The sequence below is a fragment of the Kitasatospora sp. NPDC029367 genome, from assembly GCF_055569135.1.
In genome coordinates this window covers 74,572-92,964 of sequence record NZ_JBVHYH010000027.1, presented here as the reverse complement: position 1 = coordinate 92,964, position 18,393 = coordinate 74,572, and the positions used below count along the sequence as shown (strand labels likewise).

Annotated in this window: 19 protein-coding genes; 15 read left to right on the top strand and 4 right to left on the bottom strand. The window is 72.9% G+C overall.

Annotated features, from left to right (window positions below):
* Nucleotides 1-102: 102 nt before the first annotated feature.
* Nucleotides 103-972 carry a 3-hydroxybutyryl-CoA dehydrogenase gene (locus ACZ4W5_RS17485; RefSeq protein WP_360230205.1) on the bottom strand — a complete coding sequence of 290 codons (870 nt, stop codon included), beginning with the start codon at nt 970-972 and terminating at the stop codon, nt 103-105.
* A gap of 284 nt (nt 973-1,256) precedes the next feature.
* On the opposite strand from ACZ4W5_RS17485, the gene ACZ4W5_RS17480 reads away from it, so the two are divergent.
* Nucleotides 1,257-2,075, top strand: coding sequence for an SDR family NAD(P)-dependent oxidoreductase (locus ACZ4W5_RS17480; RefSeq protein WP_360230203.1), 819 nt, complete (start codon nt 1,257-1,259; stop codon nt 2,073-2,075).
* 93 nt (nt 2,076-2,168) lie between these two features.
* Here the strand turns inward: ACZ4W5_RS17480 and ACZ4W5_RS17475 are convergent, their stop codons facing one another.
* Nucleotides 2,169-3,089 carry a polysaccharide deacetylase family protein gene (locus ACZ4W5_RS17475; protein WP_360230201.1) on the bottom strand — a complete coding sequence of 307 codons (921 nt, stop codon included), beginning with the start codon at nt 3,087-3,089 and terminating at the stop codon, nt 2,169-2,171.
* Between the two features lie 219 nt (nt 3,090-3,308).
* On the opposite strand from ACZ4W5_RS17475, the gene ACZ4W5_RS17470 reads away from it, so the two are divergent.
* Together ACZ4W5_RS17470 and ACZ4W5_RS17465 are read left to right on the top strand one after the other, a co-directional pair.
* Complete coding sequence (locus ACZ4W5_RS17470) at nt 3,309-4,199, top strand: SAM-dependent methyltransferase (protein ID WP_360230199.1); 891 nt, start codon at nt 3,309-3,311, stop codon at nt 4,197-4,199.
* Between the two features lie 298 nt (nt 4,200-4,497).
* The gene (locus ACZ4W5_RS17465; RefSeq protein WP_360230197.1) at nt 4,498-5,007 is read left to right on the top strand and encodes an FBP domain-containing protein; all 510 of its coding nucleotides are present in this window, start codon (nt 4,498-4,500) and stop codon (nt 5,005-5,007) included.
* A 21-nt stretch (nt 5,008-5,028) separates the two neighbouring features.
* On the opposite strand, the gene ACZ4W5_RS17460 is transcribed toward ACZ4W5_RS17465, so the two are convergent.
* Nucleotides 5,029-5,406, bottom strand: a complete 378-nt coding sequence (locus tag ACZ4W5_RS17460; protein ID WP_465655316.1) for an RNA-binding S4 domain-containing protein — start codon at nt 5,404-5,406, stop codon at nt 5,029-5,031.
* 66 nt (nt 5,407-5,472) lie between these two features.
* Nucleotides 5,473-5,877, bottom strand: a complete 405-nt coding sequence (locus ACZ4W5_RS17455; RefSeq protein WP_360230193.1) for a VOC family protein — start codon at nt 5,875-5,877, stop codon at nt 5,473-5,475.
* Nucleotides 5,878-5,960: 83 nt separating this feature from the next.
* Here ACZ4W5_RS17455 and ACZ4W5_RS17450 point away from each other — a divergent pair, with 83 nt between their 5' ends.
* The 12 genes from ACZ4W5_RS17450 (at nt 5,961) to ACZ4W5_RS17395 (ending at nt 18,240) form a co-directional block, all read left to right on the top strand.
* On the top strand, nt 5,961-7,172 hold the full coding sequence (locus ACZ4W5_RS17450; protein ID WP_465655313.1) for a methyltransferase: 1,212 nt from the start codon (nt 5,961-5,963) through the stop codon (nt 7,170-7,172).
* A gap of 156 nt (nt 7,173-7,328) precedes the next feature.
* The gene (argC, locus tag ACZ4W5_RS17445; protein WP_360230189.1) at nt 7,329-8,357 is read left to right on the top strand and encodes an N-acetyl-gamma-glutamyl-phosphate reductase; all 1,029 of its coding nucleotides are present in this window, start codon (nt 7,329-7,331) and stop codon (nt 8,355-8,357) included.
* 38 nt (nt 8,358-8,395) lie between these two features.
* Nucleotides 8,396-9,544: a bifunctional glutamate N-acetyltransferase/amino-acid acetyltransferase ArgJ gene (gene argJ, locus ACZ4W5_RS17440; protein WP_360230379.1), complete on the top strand. Its 1,149-nt coding sequence runs from the start codon at nt 8,396-8,398 to the stop codon at nt 9,542-9,544.
* Between the two features lie 134 nt (nt 9,545-9,678).
* A complete protein-coding gene (argB, locus tag ACZ4W5_RS17435; protein WP_360230377.1) occupies nt 9,679-10,554 on the top strand; it encodes an acetylglutamate kinase in 876 nt (291 codons plus the stop codon).
* A complete protein-coding gene (locus tag ACZ4W5_RS17430) occupies nt 10,551-11,756 on the top strand; it encodes an acetylornithine transaminase (protein ID WP_465655311.1) in 1,206 nt (401 codons plus the stop codon). The genes argB and ACZ4W5_RS17430 overlap by 4 nt, the downstream gene beginning before the upstream one ends.
* Before the next feature lie 23 nt (nt 11,757-11,779).
* Nucleotides 11,780-12,328: an arginine repressor gene (locus tag ACZ4W5_RS17425; protein ID WP_360230185.1), complete on the top strand. Its 549-nt coding sequence runs from the start codon at nt 11,780-11,782 to the stop codon at nt 12,326-12,328.
* Between the two features lie 116 nt (nt 12,329-12,444).
* Nucleotides 12,445-13,869: an argininosuccinate lyase gene (gene argH, locus ACZ4W5_RS17420; protein ID WP_465655309.1), complete on the top strand. Its 1,425-nt coding sequence runs from the start codon at nt 12,445-12,447 to the stop codon at nt 13,867-13,869.
* Nucleotides 13,870-13,975: 106 nt separating this feature from the next.
* Nucleotides 13,976-14,233, top strand: coding sequence for a sigma-70 RNA polymerase sigma factor region 4 domain-containing protein (locus ACZ4W5_RS17415; RefSeq protein ID WP_465655307.1), 258 nt, complete (start codon nt 13,976-13,978; stop codon nt 14,231-14,233).
* Nucleotides 14,234-14,483: 250 nt separating this feature from the next.
* Nucleotides 14,484-15,002: a GNAT family N-acetyltransferase gene (locus tag ACZ4W5_RS17410; protein WP_360230179.1), complete on the top strand. Its 519-nt coding sequence runs from the start codon at nt 14,484-14,486 to the stop codon at nt 15,000-15,002.
* Nucleotides 15,003-15,582: 580 nt separating this feature from the next.
* Nucleotides 15,583-16,623: a methionine ABC transporter ATP-binding protein gene (locus ACZ4W5_RS17405; protein WP_360230177.1), complete on the top strand. Its 1,041-nt coding sequence runs from the start codon at nt 15,583-15,585 to the stop codon at nt 16,621-16,623.
* A gap of 5 nt (nt 16,624-16,628) precedes the next feature.
* Nucleotides 16,629-17,357, top strand: coding sequence for a methionine ABC transporter permease (locus tag ACZ4W5_RS17400; protein WP_360230375.1), 729 nt, complete (start codon nt 16,629-16,631; stop codon nt 17,355-17,357).
* 58 nt (nt 17,358-17,415) lie between these two features.
* Entirely contained in the window at nt 17,416-18,240 is an 825-nt protein-coding gene (locus ACZ4W5_RS17395) for a MetQ/NlpA family ABC transporter substrate-binding protein (protein ID WP_465655305.1), read from the top strand.
* Nucleotides 18,241-18,393 lie beyond the last annotated feature (153 nt).

The window sequence follows — 18,393 nt, the reverse complement described above, 5'->3', positions numbered from 1 at the left end:
CCCCCCCCCCCCCCCCCCCCCCCCCCCCCCCCCCCCCCCCCCCCCCCCCCCCCCCCCCCCCCCCCCCCCCCCCCCCCCCCCCCCCCCCCCTCGCGTCCGGGCTCAGGCGCTCGCGGTGTAGTCGTAGAAGCCGCGGCCGGACTTGCGGCCCAGCAGGCCGGCGTCGACCATCCGGGACAGCAGCGGGGGAGCTGCGTACAGCGGCTCCTTGTACTCGTCGTACATCGACTCGGCGATCGAGACGATGGTGTCCAGGCCGATCAGGTCGCACAGCCGCAGCGGGCCCATCGGGTGGGCGCAGCCGGCCTCCATGCCCTTGTCGATGTCGGAGGCGGTGGCCACGCCCGACTCGAACATCCGCACCGCGGACAGCAGGTACGGCACGAGCAGCGCGTTGACCACGAAGCCGGCCCGGTCGCGGGCCCGGATCGGCTCCTTGGCGAGCACCTGGGAGGCGAAGGCCTCCACCCGCTCGGTGGTGGTCGCCGAGGTGGTCAGGGTCGGGATGACCTCGACCAGCTTCTGCACCGGCGCCGGGTTGAAGAAGTGCAGGCCGATGACCTGCTCCGGGCGGGAGGTGGCGGCGGCCAGCTTCACGATCGGGATCGAGGAGGTGTTGGAGGCCAGGATCGCGTCCCGGCGCTCGATGACCTGGTCCAGGGTCTGGAAGATCTTGACCTTGATGTCCTCGCGCTCGGCGACCGCCTCGACCACCAGGTCGCGGTCGGCGAAGTCGGACAGGTCGGTGGTGAAGGACAGCCGGGACAGCGCCTCGTCCCGCTGCTCGGGGCTCAGCTTGCCGCGCTTGACCGCCGTGTCCAGGGAGTTGGTCAGCCGGGTGCGGCCGAACTCCAGCGCCTCACCGCTGGCCTCCGACACCAGGACGTCCAGTCCGGCCCGGGCGAAGACCTCGGCGATGCCCGACCCCATGAGACCGCAGCCGACTACTCCGACGCGCGCGATGTCACTCACTCAGTTGCCCTTCGGTGGTGCTGGGGGTCGCCCAGCGAACTGGTGGCCCAGCGAGCTCGCTGGTCAGCGGGTCGGTGTACCGGAATGGGTGCACCGGTCACCGCCCCGACGACGTTACTACTCCGTACTCGCCGGTAGGTCACCCCCTCCCCGGCGCAGTGCCAGTGCGGACGGCCCCCCGATCGGGTGAGGCCGCACCGCCTGCGGGTGCGCCCGGGCCCGCCGCCGCCCGCCGCCGGACAGAATGCCGCAGACGGGGGCCGGGGACGGGAAGGGAGCACACGGTGTCGACGGGATCGCTCACAGGACAGGTCGCCCTGGTCACCGGCGGCGGCCGGGGAATCGGCCGCGAGATCGCCGTCGGCCTGGCCGCCGAGGGCATGGCCGTCGGCCTGGTCGGCCGCACCCACGGGACGCTGACCGAGACCCTCAAGGAGTGCGTCAAGCGCGGCTCCCGGGGCGTCGCCGTCACCGCCGACGTCTGCCGCCCCGGCTCGGTCCGGGAGGCCGTCCGGCTGGTCGAACGCGACCTCGGCCCGATCGACCTGCTGGTCAACAACGCCGGCCTGGTCGACCGCGCCGAGGTCCCGCTCTGGGAGACCGACCCCAACCAGTGGTGGCAGGTGGTCGAGACCAACCTGCGCGGCCCCTACAACCTGCTGCGCTGCGTCCTGCCCGGCATGGTCGCCCGCCGGGCCGGCCGGGTGATCAACCTCAACTCCGGCTTCGCGCTGCGCCCGGACGGCCACTACACCGCGTACGCGACCTCCAAGGGCGCGCTGCTCCAGCTCTCCGACAACATCGCGGACACGCTGGCCGAGCACGGCGTCGTGGTGCTCGACATCAGCCCCGGCGCGGTGGCCACCGACATGACCGCGGGGATGCCGATGTTCCGGGACATGAAGGCCTGGGGCTCGATCCCGTACATGGTCGCCGTCACCGTGGACGCCGCCCGGGGCCGCTTCGACGCGTTGCACGGGCGGTTCATCCACGCCGGGCGGGACGACCTGGCGGAGCTGGTCGACCGGGCCGACGCGATCCGCGCGGCGGACGCCCGGACGCTGCGGCTGCGCCCGTACAAGGACGACGACCCGATGGTCTGACCGGCTTCGGCGGGAGGCTTTCGGCGGGGCCCGGTCAGGGGCTCGGCCGGGAGCCCAGCCAGGGGCTCGGCTGGGGGCTTCGGCGGGGGCCGGTCACGCGCACAGCTGGCTGGCGGTGACCGGCTTGAGCCCCGCCTTGGCCAGCCCGTCCAGGATCGCCGGCAGCGCGTCGATGGTGCACTGGTGCCCCATGTGCAGGGCCACCACCGAGCCGCCGCGCACCGAGCCCAGCACCCGGCGCTGGAGCTCGGCGGCGGTCGGATCGTTGTAGTCCCGCGGGTCGACGTCGAAGGACAGCACGTGCTCGTAGCCGACGGCCTTGGCCTGGTCGCGCACCATCGAGGTGGCGTACTGCGCGGCGGAGGGGCGGAACCAGCGGCCCATCGAGCCGGTCAGCTTCGTCAGCCGGTCGGCGCACTGGGCGATCTCGGCACGGGCCTGGTCCGGCGACATCGCGGAGATGTTGAGGTGGTTCTGGGTGTGGTTGCCCAGTTCGTGGCCGCCGTCCAGGATCCGCCGGGCCATCTGCGGCTGCTGGTCCAGCCAGCTGCCGACCGCCATCACGGTCAGCTTGACGCCGCGCTGCTCGGCGGCCTCCAGCAGGGCGGTGGCGAGCAGCGGGTCGCCGCTGCCGTGGAAGGTGAGCGCCACGTTCTTGCCGGTGCGCGGCCCGTGCACCACCTCGTACGGGGTGCCGGCCGCCAGCGGTGTCAGTACCGGCGGGGTCGGCGGCGCGGAGGCCGGTGTCGAGGCCTGGGCGGCGGCCGGGGTCGGTCCGCCGCCGGGCTGCGGCTCGCCCGGGGTGGTCGGGGCGGGGGAGGCGGGCCCCTCGCCGCCGTTCCAGGCCGGGTCGGTGGTGTGCTGCGGGTCGACACTGCCGGGGTGCGCGGCGAGCGTCCCGGTCTCGGCCCGGCGGGGCGTGCCGCTGCCGCAGGAGGTGAGGAGTCCGCCGGCGGCGGACAGGGCGGCCAGCTTGGCGGCGGTGCGCAGTACGGTGCGGCGGTCGGCAGTCATCGGCAGCCAGCATAGAGAGGACGGACCCTCCCGGCGATCCGGCAGCGCCGTCCCACGTCGTCCGCCGCACCGCCTTTGACGTGCACACACTCCGTTGTCCGGGTGTTGCGTAAACCTGAACTCCCGCTGTTTCCACGGCGTGTCGTTGGATACGATCTCGGCGCACAGCGTGTTACGGGGCAGTAGGCACATTCCGGCATTGCGCATTGGGGGCGGAACATGATGCACCACGAGGACACCGCGGCCGTCGACCAGGACACCCGCACCGGCTGGGAGTGGGCCAGAGCGGACGACTGGCAGCCGCCGAGCGAGCTCGACACCGGCATCCCGCACACCGCCCGGATGTACGACTACTACCTGGGCGGCAAGGACAACTTCGAGGCCGACCGCAAGGCCGCCCAGGCCGCCATCGCCGCCTACCCGGCGCTGCCGCTGCTGGCCCGCACCAACCGCCAGTTCCTGGGCCGGGCCGTCGAGTTCGCGGCGGGTCGGGGGATCCGCCAGTTCATCGACATCGGCACCGGCATCCCGACCGTCGGCTCCACCAGCGAGGTCGCCCAGCGGGTCGCCCCGGACGCCCGGGTGGTCTACGTCGACAACGACCCGATCGTCGCCACCCACGCCCGCGCCCTGCTGGCCGGGCACCCGGTCGGGCACACCTCCGTCATCGAGGCCGACCTGCGCGACCCGGAGTCGATCCTGCGCCACCCCGCGCTGGGCGCCGCCATCGACCTGTCCCAGCCCGTCGCGCTGATGCTCGTCGCCGTCCTGCACTTCATCCGCGACGAGGAGGGCGCCCAGCAGATCGTCAGCACCCTGCGCGAGGTGCTCGCCCCCGGCAGCGCCCTGATCCTCTCCCACGGCAGCCCCGACTTCGCCTCCCGCGAGAGCGCCGCCGAGGGCACCCGGATCTACCGGAGCGCCAGCGCGCCGCTGGTCCTGCGGCCCCGGGCCGACGTCGAACCCTTCTTCGGGGACTTCGAGTTCGTCGGCCCCGGCCTCGTCCAGCTCCCGCTCTGGCGCCCCACCGCGGGCCACCTGCGCACCGCCGAACTGCCCGAGGGCTGGCAGGACGTCTCCGCCTACGCCGGCGTCGCCCTCAAGCCGTGACCCGGCCAGGGCCGGCCGTGGAACGGTGACGACGGCCGGCCCCGGCGCCTCCCTCCTGCGCCGGGACCGGCCGCCCCCACACCGAGCACACTAGGTCCGAGCACTGACAGCCCCTCACCCACCCGCTCGCCGCCGCCACCGGCCGCGAGCGCTGGGAGGCCTTCCTCGCCCTGGACGACCTGCTCACCCGGATCGGCGAGGTCGCCCCGCGGCGGCTCGCCCTGCAGGCCGCGCATCCGGTGCGTACCGGGAGGAAATGACGCGACAGCGCGCGGCGGGCGGTGTTAGGTTCCGCGGCATGGAACCCCTCACCGACCCCGAGATCCGCGCGTCCTTCGTCAACTGCTCCAAGGGCGAGGCCCGTCGGCTCAACCTGCCCCGGGGCCTGGCCGAACTGCCGTGGGCGGACTTGGACTTCCTCGGCTGGCGGGACCAGGGCGCGCCCGACCGGGCGTACCTGGTCGCGCCGCACGCCGGTGGGCTGGTCGGGGTGACGATGCGTTCGCCGATGGTCCGGCGCAGCCTGACCAAGACCAACGTCTGCTCGCTGTGCATCACCGCGCACGCCGGGTCGGGGGTCGCGCTGCTGGCCGCCCGCCGGGCCGGCGCCTCCGGGCGCGAGGGCAACACCGTCGGCACGTACATCTGCGCCGACCTCGCCTGCTCGCTCTACGTCCGCGGGTTGAAGAAGTCCGCCGCGGTGACCAGGCCGGACGAATCCCTGCCGCTGGAGCAGCAGATCGCCCGTACGGTGGGCAACCTCGACGCCTTCCTCGCCAAGGTGCTCACCGACACCGCCGCCGGGTAGGGCCCCTCCTCGCGCGGCCCGCTACCGCCCCCCGCGCAGCTGGTCCAGGTCGCGGCGCTCCCGCTTGGTCGGGCGCCCCGCGCCGCGGTCCCGTTCGAAGACCGGGGCCACGAACTCGCGCGGCGGCCGCGGCGGACTGTTGTCGACCAGGCACTCCGCCGCGACCGGGGCGCCGACCCGCTTGCGGATCAGCTTCGTCACCACGACGACCCGCTCGTACCCCTCCTCGCGGACCCGGACCTCGTCCCCGGGCCGGAGGCTCTGCGCGGGCTTGACCCGCTCGCCGTTCACCCGGACGTGCCCGGCCTTGCAGGCCGCCGCCGCCAGCGCACGCGTCTTGGCCAGCCGGACCGACCAGATCCAGACGTCCACCCGCACGCTTCCCTGTTCCTCAGCCATCCTGCGAGCCTACCCAGGCCGCGGGCCGACCCCGCCCGGCCCGCGGCCTGATCCACGGGACACGGCTCAGGCGGCGAGCGGGACTTCCTGGACGGCCCAGCCGTTGCCGTCCGGGTCGTTGAAGAACACGAAGTTGTTCCAGGCCTCGCCGTGCCCGTCCACCCGGGCTCCCGCCACGAAGTGCTGGACGGGGCTGACCACCACGCCCCGCGCGGTGAGCTCCGCGTGGGCCTTCTCGATGTCCGGCACCACCAGTTGGAGGCCCTTCACCGAGCCGGGCGCCGACTCGATCACCCCGTCGCCGACCACGATCGAGCAGCGTGAGCCCGGGGGAGTCAGCTGGACCACCCGGACCCCGTCGCGCAGCCGGGTGTCGTGGTCCACGGTGAAGCCGGCCTGCTCCTCGTAGAAGAGCTTCGCGCGGTCCACGTCCGACACCGGGACCACCACGACTTCGAGCTTCCAGTCCATCGCCCTCACCCCTCTCGGTCGGGCACTTCCAGTATCTGCCCGAAACCGTTCCCCGGCGGACCTTCGGATAGCCTGAGAACACGATGAATCCGCAGACCACGCCCGCTTCGTCACCCTCAGCCACCGCCTTCACGACCCCCTGGGGCACCCTCGACCTGACCCGCTTCCCCGTGGACCCCCGCGAGCGGCTGCGGGCCTGGGACGCCGCCGACGAGTACCTGCTGCGCCACCTCGCCGGCGAGGCCGACAGCGCCGGCGGCGCCGCCACCGAGCTGGCCGGCCGCCGGATCGCCGTCCTCGGCGACCGCTGGGGCGCGCTGACCACCGCGCTGGCGCCGTACGAGCCGGTCCAGATCAGCGACTCCCACCTCGGCCGGCAGGCCACCCGGGAGAACCTCGCCCGGGCCGGCGCCGCCGTCGACGAGGACCGGCTGCGCACCACCCGGGACACCCCGCCGGAGCGCATCGACGTCCTGCTGGTGCGGGTGCCCAAGAGCCTGGCGCTGCTGGAGGACCAGCTGCACCGGCTCGCCCCGGCCCTCCACCCCGGCACGGTGGTGATCGGCACCGGGATGGTCACCGAGATCCACACCTCCACCCTGCAGCTGTTCGAGAAGGTGCTCGGCCCGACCCGCACCTCGCTGGCCGTCCGCAAGGCCCGGCTGATCTTCTGCACCCCCGACCCGGCGCTCGACCCCGGCCCCAGCCCCTGGCCGCACCGCTACGCGCTGCCGCCGGACATCGGCCCCGCCGCCGGGCGCACCGTGGTCAACCACGCGGGCACCTTCTGCGCCGAACGGCTCGACATCGGCACCCGGTTCCTCCTGGCCCACCTGCCCACCCCCGCCCCCGGCGACCGGGTGGTGGACCTCGGCTGCGGCAACGGCGTGGTCGGCACCGCGGCCGCGCTGGCCGGGCCGGGCGCGGAGCTGGTGTTCGTGGACGAGTCCCACCAGGCGGTGGCCTCCGCCGAGGAGACCTTCCACACCAACCTGGGCCCGGACGCCCCGGCCGAGTTCCGCACCGCCGACGCGCTCGACCCGGCGGTGTTCGCCCCCGGCTCGGTGGACCTGGTGCTCAACAACCCGCCGTTCCACTCCCACCAGGCCACCACCGACGCCACCGCCTGGCGGATGTTCACCGGCGCCCGGCGGGCGCTGCGGCCGGGCGGCGAGCTGTGGGTGGTCGGCAACCGCCACCTCGGCTACCACGTCAAGCTGCGCAAACTGTTCGGCAACTGCGAAGTCGTGGCCGGGAACCCGAAGTTCGTGGTGCTGCGGGCCGTGAAGCGCTGACCGGCGGCCCTCGGCGGCGCGGCCCGACGGCGCCCGGACCGGTCGCACCGGCGTGCCCAGCCCCGGGCCCGCGTGCCCAGCCCAGGGCCCGTGGGCTCAGCCTTGCATGGATTTTCCCTCCCGCGTATATTCATGCCACGACCAAGGAGGAACGCCATGGCTTTGCGAGTCGCCGTCGCCGGCGCGAGCGGGTACGCGGGCGGTGAGGTGCTGCGCCTGCTGCTCGGCCACCCGGAGGTGGAGATCGGGGCGCTGACCGGCGGCTCGAACGCGGGCACCAGGCTGGGCGCGCTGCAGCCGCACCTGATCCCGCTGGCCGACCGCGTGCTCGAACCCACCACCCCCGAGGTGCTGGCCGACCACGACGTGGTGTTCCTGGCGCTGCCGCACGGCCAGTCCGCCGCCGTCGCCGAAGCCCTCGGCCAGAACGTCCTGGTGGTCGACTGCGGCGCCGACTTCCGGCTCAAGGCCGCCGCCGACTGGGAGCAGTTCTACGGCTCCGCCCACGCCGGCACCTGGCCCTACGGCCTGCCCGAACTCCCCGGCCACCGCGACGCGTTGAAGGGCAGCAACCGGATCGCCGTGCCCGGCTGCTACCCGACGGCCGTCTCCCTGGCGCTGTTCCCCGCCTACGCGGCCCGCCTCGCCGAGCCGGAGGCCGTGGTGGTCGCCGCTTCCGGCACCTCCGGCGCGGGCAAGGCCGCCAAGACCCACCTGCTGGGCAGCGAGGTGATGGGCAGCGTCAGCCCGTACGGCGTCGGCGGCGTGCACCGGCACACCCCGGAGATGGTGCAGAACCTCACCCCGCTGGCCGGCGAGCCGCTGACTGTCTCCTTCACCCCCACCCTCGTCCCGATGCCGCGCGGCATCCTCGCCACCTGCTCCGCCAAGGCCAAGCCGGGCGTGAGCGCCGAGGAGCTGCGCGCCGCGTACGCCGAGGCCTTCGCCGACGAGCCCTTCGTCCACCTGCTGCCCGAGGGGCAGTGGCCGCAGACCAGCAGCGTCTACGGCGCCAACACCGCCCTGGTCCAGGTCGCCCTGGACGCCACCGCCGGGCGGATCATCGCGATCAGCGCGATCGACAACCTGGTCAAGGGCACCGCCGGCGGCGCGGTGCAGAGCATGAACATCGCCCTCGGCCTGCCCGAGGAGCTGGGCCTTCCGCTGAACGGAGTCGCACCGTGACCACCCCTGACCCCGGCGTGACCGCCCCCAACTCCGGCGTGACCGCCGCCAAGGGCTTCCGGGCCGCCGGCGTGACCGCGGGCATCAAGGCCTCCGGCACCCCGGACCTCGCCCTGGTAGTCAACGACGGCCCCTCGTTCGCCGCGGCCGGCGTCTTCACCGCCAACCGGGTCAAGGCCGCGCCCGTGCTCTGGTCCCAGCAGGTCCTCAAGGGCGGCCGGGTCTCCGCCGTCGTCCTCAACTCCGGTGGCGCCAACGCCTGCACCGGCCCGGCCGGCTTCCAGGACACCCACGCCACCGCGGAGAAGGTCGCCGCCGAGCTGGACCTCAGCGCCGGCGAGGTCGCCGTCGCCTCCACCGGCCTGATCGGCGTCCGGCTGCCGATGGACGTGCTGCTGCCCGGCGTCACCCTGGCCGCCCAGGAGCTCAGCGAGACCGGCGGCGAGTCCGCCGCGATCGCCATCAAGACCACCGACACCGTGCACAAGACCGCGCAGTTCACCAGCCCGGCGGGCTGGACGGTCGGCGGCATGGCCAAGGGTGCGGGCATGCTCGCCCCGAGCCTGGCCACCATGCTGGTCGTGCTCACCACCGACGCCGACCTGGACAGCGCCGCCCTGGACGCCGCCCTGCGCGGCGCCACCCGCACCACCTTCGACCGGATCGACTCCGACGGCTGCATGTCGACCAACGACACCGTGCTGCTGCTGGCCTCCGGCGCCTCCGGCACCGCCCCGGACGCGGCCGAGTTCGCCGAGGCCGTCCGCACCGTCAGCGCCGACCTGGCCCGCCAGCTGATCGGCGACGCCGAGGGCGCCAGCAAGGACATCCGGATCGACGTCACCGGCGCGGCCACCGAGGACGAGGCCGTCGAGGTCGCCCGGACGATCAGCCGCAACAACCTGCTCAAGTGCGCCATCCACGGTGAGGACCCCAACTGGGGCCGGGTGCTGTCCGCGATCGGCACCACCTCCGCCACCTTCGAGCCGGACCGGCTGGACGTGGCCATCAACGGCGTCTGGGTCTGCCAGGACGGCGGCGTCGGCGAGGACCGCGAGCTGGTGGACATGAAGGGCCGCGACGTGGTCATCACCGCGAACCTCAACGCCGGTACGGCGAGCGCCTCGCTGTGGACCAACGACCTCACCGCCGACTACGTCCACGAGAACAGCGCCTACTCCAGCTGAGCCGCGGCACCCGCAGCTGATCCGCGACATCCTCCCCCAGCCTGCGGCCGGGGGACCCCCATCGACGAGGGAAACCCGTGCAGATCGCACCCAAGGGCGAACAGGCCCGCAACAACACCGCGTTGCCCAAGGCCATGACGCTGATCGAGGCGCTGCCCTGGCTGGAGCGCTTCCACGGCAAGACCATCGTGATCAAGTTCGGCGGCAACGCCATGGTCGACGAGAGCCTCAAGGCGGCCTTCGCCCAGGACGTCGTCTTCCTCCGCTACGCCGGACTGCACCCGGTCGTGGTGCACGGCGGCGGCCCGCAGATCAGCGCCCAACTGGACAAGCTGGGCCTGGAGTCCAGCTTCACCAACGGCCTGCGCGTCACCACCCCCGAGACCATGGACGTGGTCCGGATGGTGCTGGCCGGCCAGGTGCAGCGCGAGCTGGTCGGCCTGCTCAACGAGCACGGCCCGTTCGCCGTCGGCATGACCGGCGAGGACGCCCACACCATGACGGCGGTCAAGCGCTACGCCGTGGTGGACGGCGAGCAGGTCGACATCGGCCTGGTCGGCGACATCGTCAACATCGAGGCCGGCGCGGTGAAGGCGCTGATCGCCGACGGCCGGATCCCGGTCATCTCCTCGATCGCCCGCGGCGCCGACGGCCACGTCTACAACATCAACGCCGACACCGCCGCCTCCGCCCTGGCGGTCGCGCTCGGCGCCGAGATGCTGGTGGTGCTGACCGACGTCGAGGGCCTGTACAAGGACTGGCCGAACTCCGACGACGTGATCAGCCAGCTCAACGCGAGCGAACTGGAGGAGCTGCTGCCGGGCCTGGCCAGCGGCATGCTCCCCAAGATGGAGGGCTGCCTGCGCGCCGTCCGCTCCGGCGTCGGTACCGCCCGCGTCCTGGACGGCCGGGTGCAGCACAGCCTGCTGCTGGAGATCTTCACCGACGAGGGCATCGGCACGATGGTCGTGCCGGACGACGAGCCGACCGTGACCGGGGGACTGGCATGACGCACAACGAGCAGCTCACCGACCGGTGGCAGCACGCCTTCACCGACAACTACGGCACCCCCCGGATCCCGCTGGTGCGCGGCGAGGGCGTCAAGCTCTGGGACGCCGACGGCAAGGAGTACACCGACCTGCTCGGCGGCATCGCCGTCAACGCCCTCGGCACCGCCCACCCGGCCGTGGTCGAGGCGGTCAGCCGGCAGATCGCCACCCTCGGCCACGTCTCCAACCTCTTCATGGCCGAGCCGACCATCGCCCTCGCCGAGCGGCTGCTGGCGCTGGACGGCCGGGCGGGCGGCCGGGTGTTCTTCTGCAGCTCCGGCGCCGAGGCCAACGAGGCCGCCTTCAAGATCAGCCGGCGGACCGGCCGCACCCACCTGGTCGCCCTCCAGGGCGGCTTCCACGGCCGGACCATGGGCGCCCTCGCGCTCACCGGCCAGCCCGCCAAGCAGGCACCGTTCCGCCCGCTGCCCGGTGACGTCACCCACGTCCCGTTCGGCGACGTCGAGGCGCTGCGCGCGGCCGTCACCACCGGGACCGCCGCCGTCTTCCTGGAGCCGATCCAGGGCGAGAACGGCGCGATCCCGCTGCCCGAGGGCTATCTGAGGGCGGCCCGCGAGATCACCCGGGCCACCGGCACCCTGCTGGTCCTGGACGAGATCCAGACCGGCATCGGCCGGACCGGCCACTGGTACGCCCACCAGGCCGTCGAGGGCGTCGAGCCGGACGTGGTCACCCTGGCCAAGGCGCTCGGCGGCGGCCTGCCGATGGGCGCGGTGCTGGCCTTCGGCCCGGCCGCCGACCTGCTCACCCCGGGCCAGCACGGCACCACCTTCGGCGGCAACCCGGTGGCCGCCGCGGCCGGGCTCGCGGTGCTGGACACCATCGAGTCCGAGGGCCTGCTGGAGCACGTCCGCAAGATCGGCGACCGGCTGCGGCACGGCGTCGAGGCGCTCGGCGACCCGCTGGTCTCGCACGTGCGCGGGGCCGGACTGCTGCTCGGCATCGTGCTGACCAGGCCGCTCTCGGCCCAGGTCCAGGCGGTCGCCCAGCAGGCGGGCTTCCTGGTCAACGCGGCCGTCCCGGACGCCGTACGGCTGGCTCCGCCGCTGGTGCTGAGCGAGCAGGACGCGGACGCCTTCCTCGCGGCCCTGCCGGAGATCCTCCGGACGGTGCGCGAGAGCGCCCCGGCCGATGCGAGTTGACCATCGTCCGGGAGAATAATCACATGACCGATTCCCGCTCCGGTTCCGCCGCCGCCGGCCCGACGTCGCAGGTCCCGCAGACCCGCACCGCGCGCCACCGGCGGATCGTGGACCTGCTCACCCGCCAGCCCGTGCGTTCGCAGAGCCAGCTTGCCAAGCTGCTCGCCGACGACGGACTCGTGGTCACCCAGGCCACCCTCTCCCGGGACCTGGACGAGCTGGGCGCGGTCAAGATCCGCAACCGGGACGGCGCGCTGATCTACGCCGTCCCCGCCGAGGGCGGCGACCGCACCCCGCGCGCACCGATGGGGGAGTCGGCCAGCGAGGGCCGGATGGCCCGGCTGGCCGGCGAGCTGATGGTCTCCGCGACGGCCTCCGGCAACCTGGTCGTGCTGCGCACCCCGCCGGGTGCCGCGCAGTTCCTCGCCTCGGCGATCGACCAGGCCGAGGTCTTCGAGATCATCGGCACCATCGCGGGCGACGACACCGTGCTGCTGATCAGCCGGGACCCGGCGGGCGGCCAGGCACTGGCCGACCACCTCATGCAACTCGCCCAGGCCAAGGCGCAGTAGGGCCGCGGCACCCGGAACCCCGGTCGAAGGATCCCCCTTCGACCGGGGTTTTGTGTTTCATACGGAGTGATGCATACTTATGCCACCCACCGCACATGTGTGAAGGAGCCACCGCGATGACCGCCCAGCAGTCCTCCGACGTCCGCCTCTGGGGCGCGCGCTTCGCCGACGGCCCGTCCGAGGCGCTGGCCAGGCTCTCCGCCTCGGTCCACTTCGACTGGCGGCTCGCCCCCTACGACATCGCCGGCTCCAAGGCCCACGCCCGGGTGCTGCACCAGGCGGGCCTGCTCTCCGACGAGGAGCTGGCCGGCATGCTGGCCGGGCTCGACCGGCTGCTCGCCGACGTCGAGGCCGGGACCTTCGTCGGCACCGTCGCCGACGAGGACGTGCACACCGCCCTGGAGCGGGGCCTGCTGGAGCGCCTCGGCGCCGACCTCGGCGGCAAGCTGCGGGCCGGGCGCTCGCGCAACGACCAGATCGCCACCCTGTTCCGGATGTACCTGCGCGACCACGCCAGGATCATCGGCGGCCTGCTGCTCGACCTCCAGGGCGCCCTGGTCGGCCTGGCCGAGGCGCACCCGGACACCGCGATGCCCGGCCGCACCCACCTCCAGCACGCCCAGCCGGTGCTCTTCGCCCACCACGTCCTCGCGCACGTGCAGGCCCTCGGCCGGGACGCCGAGCGGCTGCGCCAGTGGGACGCCCGCACCGCCGTCTCCCCGTACGGCTCCGGTGCGCTGGCCGGCTCCTCGCTCGGCCTCGACCCGAAGGCCGTCGCCGCCGACCTCGGCTTCGAGGGCGGCTCGGTCGGCAACTCCATCGACGGCACCGCCTCGCGCGACTTCGTCGCCGAGTTCGCCTTCGTCACCGCGATGATCGGGATCAACCTCTCCCGGATCGCGGAGGAGGTGATCATCTGGAACACCAAGGAGTTCGGCTTCATCACCCTGCACGACGCCTTCTCCACCGGCTCCTCGATCATGCCGCAGAAGAAGAACCCGGACATCGCCGAGCTCGCCCGCGGCAAGTCCGGCCGCCTGATCGGCAACCTCACCGGCCTGCTCGCCACCCTCAAGGCGCTGCCGCTCGCCTACAACCGGGACCTCCAGGAGGACAAGGAGCCGGTCTTCGACTCCTGCGACACCCTGGAGGTGCTGCTGCCCGCGTTCACCGGGATGATGGCCACCCTCACCGTGCACCGGGAGCGGCTGGAGGAGCTGGCCCCGGCCGGCTTCTCGCTCGCCACCGACATCGCCGAGTGGCTGGTCAAGCAGGGCGTGCCGTTCCGGGTCGCGCACGAGGTGGCCGGAGCCTGCGTCAAGGTCTGCGAGGCCCAGGGCATCGAACTGTCCGACCTGACCGACGAGCAGTTCGCCTCGATCTCCGAGCACCTGACCCCCGAGGTCCGTACGGTGCTCAGCGTGCACGGCGCCATCGCCGCCCGCGACGGGCGCGGCGGCACCGCCCCCTCGGCCGTCGCGGTCCAGCTCGCCGAGGTGAAGGCGGACCTGGCGCGGCAGCAGGAGTGGGTCCAGGGCTGACCCTGGAGCAGTGGGCGAGGGGCGCGGCGGCCGACCGGCGCGCCCCTCCCGCGTACGCGCCCCGGTCCGGGCGTAACCGGCCCCGCCCGGGCCCGTCATGCACGGTGTGTGCACCCCCCTTCCGGCCGCCCCCTCCGCCGAGGACGTCTACCTCGCCGAACAGCGCCGCCGCGCGGTCCGCGAGACCGTCGCCGCCCTGCCCGGCCGCTGTCCGGAGCTGATCGCCGCCCTCGCCGAGGATCCGCCCCCCACCTACCGGGAGCTCTCCGAGCGCCTCGGCATGCCGCGCGGCTCGATCGGTCCCACCCGCTCCCGCTGCCTGGCCTGCCTGCGGCTGCTGCTGCGCGCCGAGCGCTACCCCTGACCGGAGGCCCGCCTCACCCGGGCGCCGCACGCCCGCCCCGTCTGCTCACCGCCCGTCACCGGCCGCCCGCTCCACCCCCACCCGCGGCGTGACCCTTGCCACGTCTGCCCCGCCGAAGGTTGAGAGAACCTGACACCCGGGTAGCACGCTGGCGAACGTCACTCTTGACGGTGGCGCATACGCTCGGATACTGAGCGTGAGCGCGCCACCCTCTGCGCGCCGGGCACGACGACTGGGGAGGCCCCTCCACATGGGCATGAGCGTGATCATCTCGGCCGCTGCGGCCGAGGACGCGGAGCAGATCCTCAAGCTCCAGTACCTGGGCTACCAGCCCGAGGCGGAGCTGTACGGCGACTGGGCGATCGAGCCCCTGACCCAGAGCCTGGAGAGTCTGCGCGCCGAACTGACCGAGCAGCACGTCCTGGTCGCCCGGCTGGGCGACGAGGTGGTGGGCGTCGTCCGCGGCCACGTCGACGCCGAGGGCATCGGCCGGATAGGGCGTCTGGTGGTCCACCCCCGGATGCAACGGCACGGCCTGGGCGGCCGGCTGCTGGACGCGCTGGAGCGCCGGATGGCCGAGGACGCCCGCCCGGTGACGGCCTACCGGCTGTTCACCGGCCACCGGAGCCTCGGCAACCTGCGGCTCTACGCCCGCCAGGGCTACCGGCAGACCGCCGTCGAGCAGGTGACCAGCCGGCTGAGCTTCGTACACCTGGAGAAGTCCGCCGCGACCCCGCTGACCGGGACCTCGCTGGCCGCGACCGCCTGAGCCCCGCCCGCTCGAGCCTCACCCGCTCGAGCCCCGCCCGCCACCAGCACCCTCGACGCCGCCACCATCCGGACGCCCCGGTGGCGGCGTCGGGTCGTATCTCCCCAGCTCCGCACGGTTCGTGTCCGCAATGCGGACAGTGCTGTCGAACAATTGGGCGCTGTACGACTGATCTGTTTTACTGGCTCACATGACTGCGACGACGAACTGGACCCCCACCGGCACGCTGCCGGCAGGTGAGCGTGCCATGTGCCGTCGAATGTGTCACTGCTGAGGGCCACCGCCCCCGGGCACCCCGCCGAGGGTGCCTCCTCCTCGCGCCCCGAAGCGAGAATCCGGCGTCGCTCCCGCCCGTGCGAGCGCGCCCTCCTCTCCGGACCCCTCCCCTCCGGCGTGCCCGCCCACCCGCGGCCGTCGATGACTCGTTAGGGCCACGCCGTCGCGCGGCCCGGTCGTTCTACGGCCACGATCAAGGGGTGGCCGGTCCGGATCCCCCTGGCGGGGCGTCGCAGGACACCGCCGACCGCGACCCGGTCGGCCGGTGGACACCGCCGCCCGCCCCCGACCCACGGAAGCACCTGTGATCACCACCACGGACCTGACGAAGGTCTACCGTTCCCGAGGCCGCGAGGTGACCGCCCTCGCCGGTGTCGACCTGCACGTCCGCCCGGGCGAGGTCTACGGAGTCGTCGGCACCAGCGGTGCCGGCAAGTCCACCCTCATCCGCTGCGTGAACATGCTGGAGCGCCCGACCTCCGGCACGGTCACCGTGGACGGGGTCGACCTGACGGCGCTGTCCGGCGGGGAGAACCGGGCCGGCAAGGACCTGCGCGAGGCGCGCCGCCGGATCGGCATGGTCTTCCAGCACTTCAACCTGCTCTCCTCCCGCACGGTCCAGCAGAACGTCGAGCTCCCGCTGGAGATCATCGGCCTGGACCGCACCCAGCGCCGCCGCAAGGCCGCCGAACTGCTCGACCTGGTCGGCCTCGGCGACAAGGCCCGCAGCTACCCCAACCAGCTCTCCGGCGGCCAGAAGCAGCGGGTGGGCATCGCCCGCGCCCTGGCCGGCGACCCCAAGGTGCTGCTCTCCGACGAGGCCACCTCGGCCCTCGACCCGGAGACCACCCGCTCGATCCTCAAGCTGCTGCGCGACCTCAACCAGCAGCTGGGCCTGACGGTCCTGCTGATCACCCACGAGATGGACGTCATCAAGTCCGTCTGCGACTCCGCCGCGCTGATGCGCGGCGGCCGGGTGGTGGAGTCCGGCGAGCTGACCGACCTGCTGGCGCAGTCCGGCTCCGAGCTGGCCCGCGAGCTGTTCCCGCTCAGCGAGTTCGGCACCGGCCACCCCGGTACGACCGTGCTGGAGATCACCTTCCAGGGCGACGCCCCGGCGCAGCCGTTCGTCTCCCAGCTGGCCCGCACCTACCAGATCGACATCAACATCCTCGGCGCCGCCGTGGAGACGATCGCGGGCCGGATGGTCGGCCGGATGCGGGTCGAGCTGCCCGGCGGCCACCAGGACAACGTGGTGCCGATCGGCTACCTGCGCGAGCAGGGCCTGCAGGTGGCCCTGCTCGATTCGGACGGCAACGGCACGGCGAACGGAGCGGTGGCATGAGCGGCCTGAGCTGGGACCAGATGCAGGACCTGATGTGGCCCGCCACCCAGGAGACCTTCCAGATGGTCGGTGTCGCGACCCTCTGCACGGTCGTGCTCGGCCTGCCGCTCGGGGTGCTGCTGGTGCTCACCTCCAAGGGCGGGGCGCTGCAGAACCAGCCGGTGAACAAGGTGCTCGGCGCCGTCGTGAACCTGGCCCGCTCGCTGCCGTTCATCATCCTGATGATCGCGCTGATCTCCTTCACCCGGTGGCTGACCGGCAACTCCCTCGGCTGGCAGGCGGCGACCGTGCCGCTGACGGTCGGTGCGATCCCCTTCTTCGCCCGGCTGGTGGAGACCAACGTCCGAGAGGTCGACCGCGGCCTGATCGAGGCGGTGCAGGCGATGGGCGGCAGCACCTGGACGCTGGTGCGCAAGACGCTCGTCCCCGAGGCGCTGCCCGGCATCGTGGCCTCCGTCACCACCACGGTGATCGCGCTGATCGGCTACTCCGCGATGGCCGGCACGGTCGGCGGCGGCGGCCTCGGCGACCTCGCCTACCGCTACGGCTACCTGCGCTTCGAGACCACCTTCATGTGGATCATCGTGGCCGAGATCGCGATCATCGTCACGGTGATCCAGCTGGCCGGCGACCTCGCCGTGCGCCGGCTCGGCGACCGGGGTCGCGGCGGCGGACGCACCCGCCTGCTCCGCCCGCGGGCCACCACCCCCGACGAGGACCTCGTCGCCTCCTAGACCTCCCTCGTCCGACCTCCGGACGCGGCTCCCCGCATCACGCAGAAAGGCACTTTTCGTGCGCAACGTTCTGAAGTTCACCAGCGTCCTCGCCACCGCCGGCCTCGCCCTGTCGCTGGCCGCCTGCGGCAGCTCGGGCTCCTCCTCCTCGGACCCGAACGCGCCGCTGAAGGTCGTGGCCAGCCCGACCCCGCACGCGCAGATCCTCAAGTTCGTCCAGGACAACCTCGCGGCCAAGGCGGGCCTCAAGCTCGACATCAAGGAGGTCACCGACTACGTGACCCCCAACACGGCGGTGCAGGACGGTTCGGCCGACGTCAACTACTTCCAGCACGTCCCGTACCTGGACGACTTCAACAAGAAGAACGGCACGGACATCGTCCCGGTCGAGCCGGTCCACCTGGAGCCGCTCGGCGTCTACTCCAAGAAGGTCAAGGCGATCGGCGACCTGCCGTCCGGCGCCACCATCGGCCTGCCGAACGACGCCACCAACGAGGGCCGCGCGCTCAAGCTGCTCGCCGACACCAAGCTGATCACCCTCAAGGACGGCGCCGGCACCGCCGCCACCCCGGCGGACGTGACGGCCAACCCGAAGAACTTCAAGTGGAAGGAGCTGGAGGCGGCCCAGCTGCCCCGCTCCATCGCCGACCTCGACGCGGCCGTGATCAACGGCAACTACGCGCTCGACTCGGGCCTCAAGCCGGCCACCGACGCGCTGGTGCTGGAGAAGGCCGAGGGCAACCCGTACGCCAACATCATCGCCGTGAAGAAGGGCAAGGAGAACGACCCGCGGGTGAAGAAGCTGGCCGAGCTGCTGCACTCCGACGAGGTGAAGAAGTACATCAACGACACGTTCCAGGGTTCGGTCATCCCGGCCTTCTGAACGACCTGATCGTCGTACGGTCATACCTTGTGACGCCCGACCGGGCCCCCGCCGCACCTCGGCAGGGGCCCGGTCGGGCAGTATGCACCAGGGACACCACGGCAGACCGGGTTCTGACGTACCGTCGTGCGCGCGGCGCACCGCATGCCAACC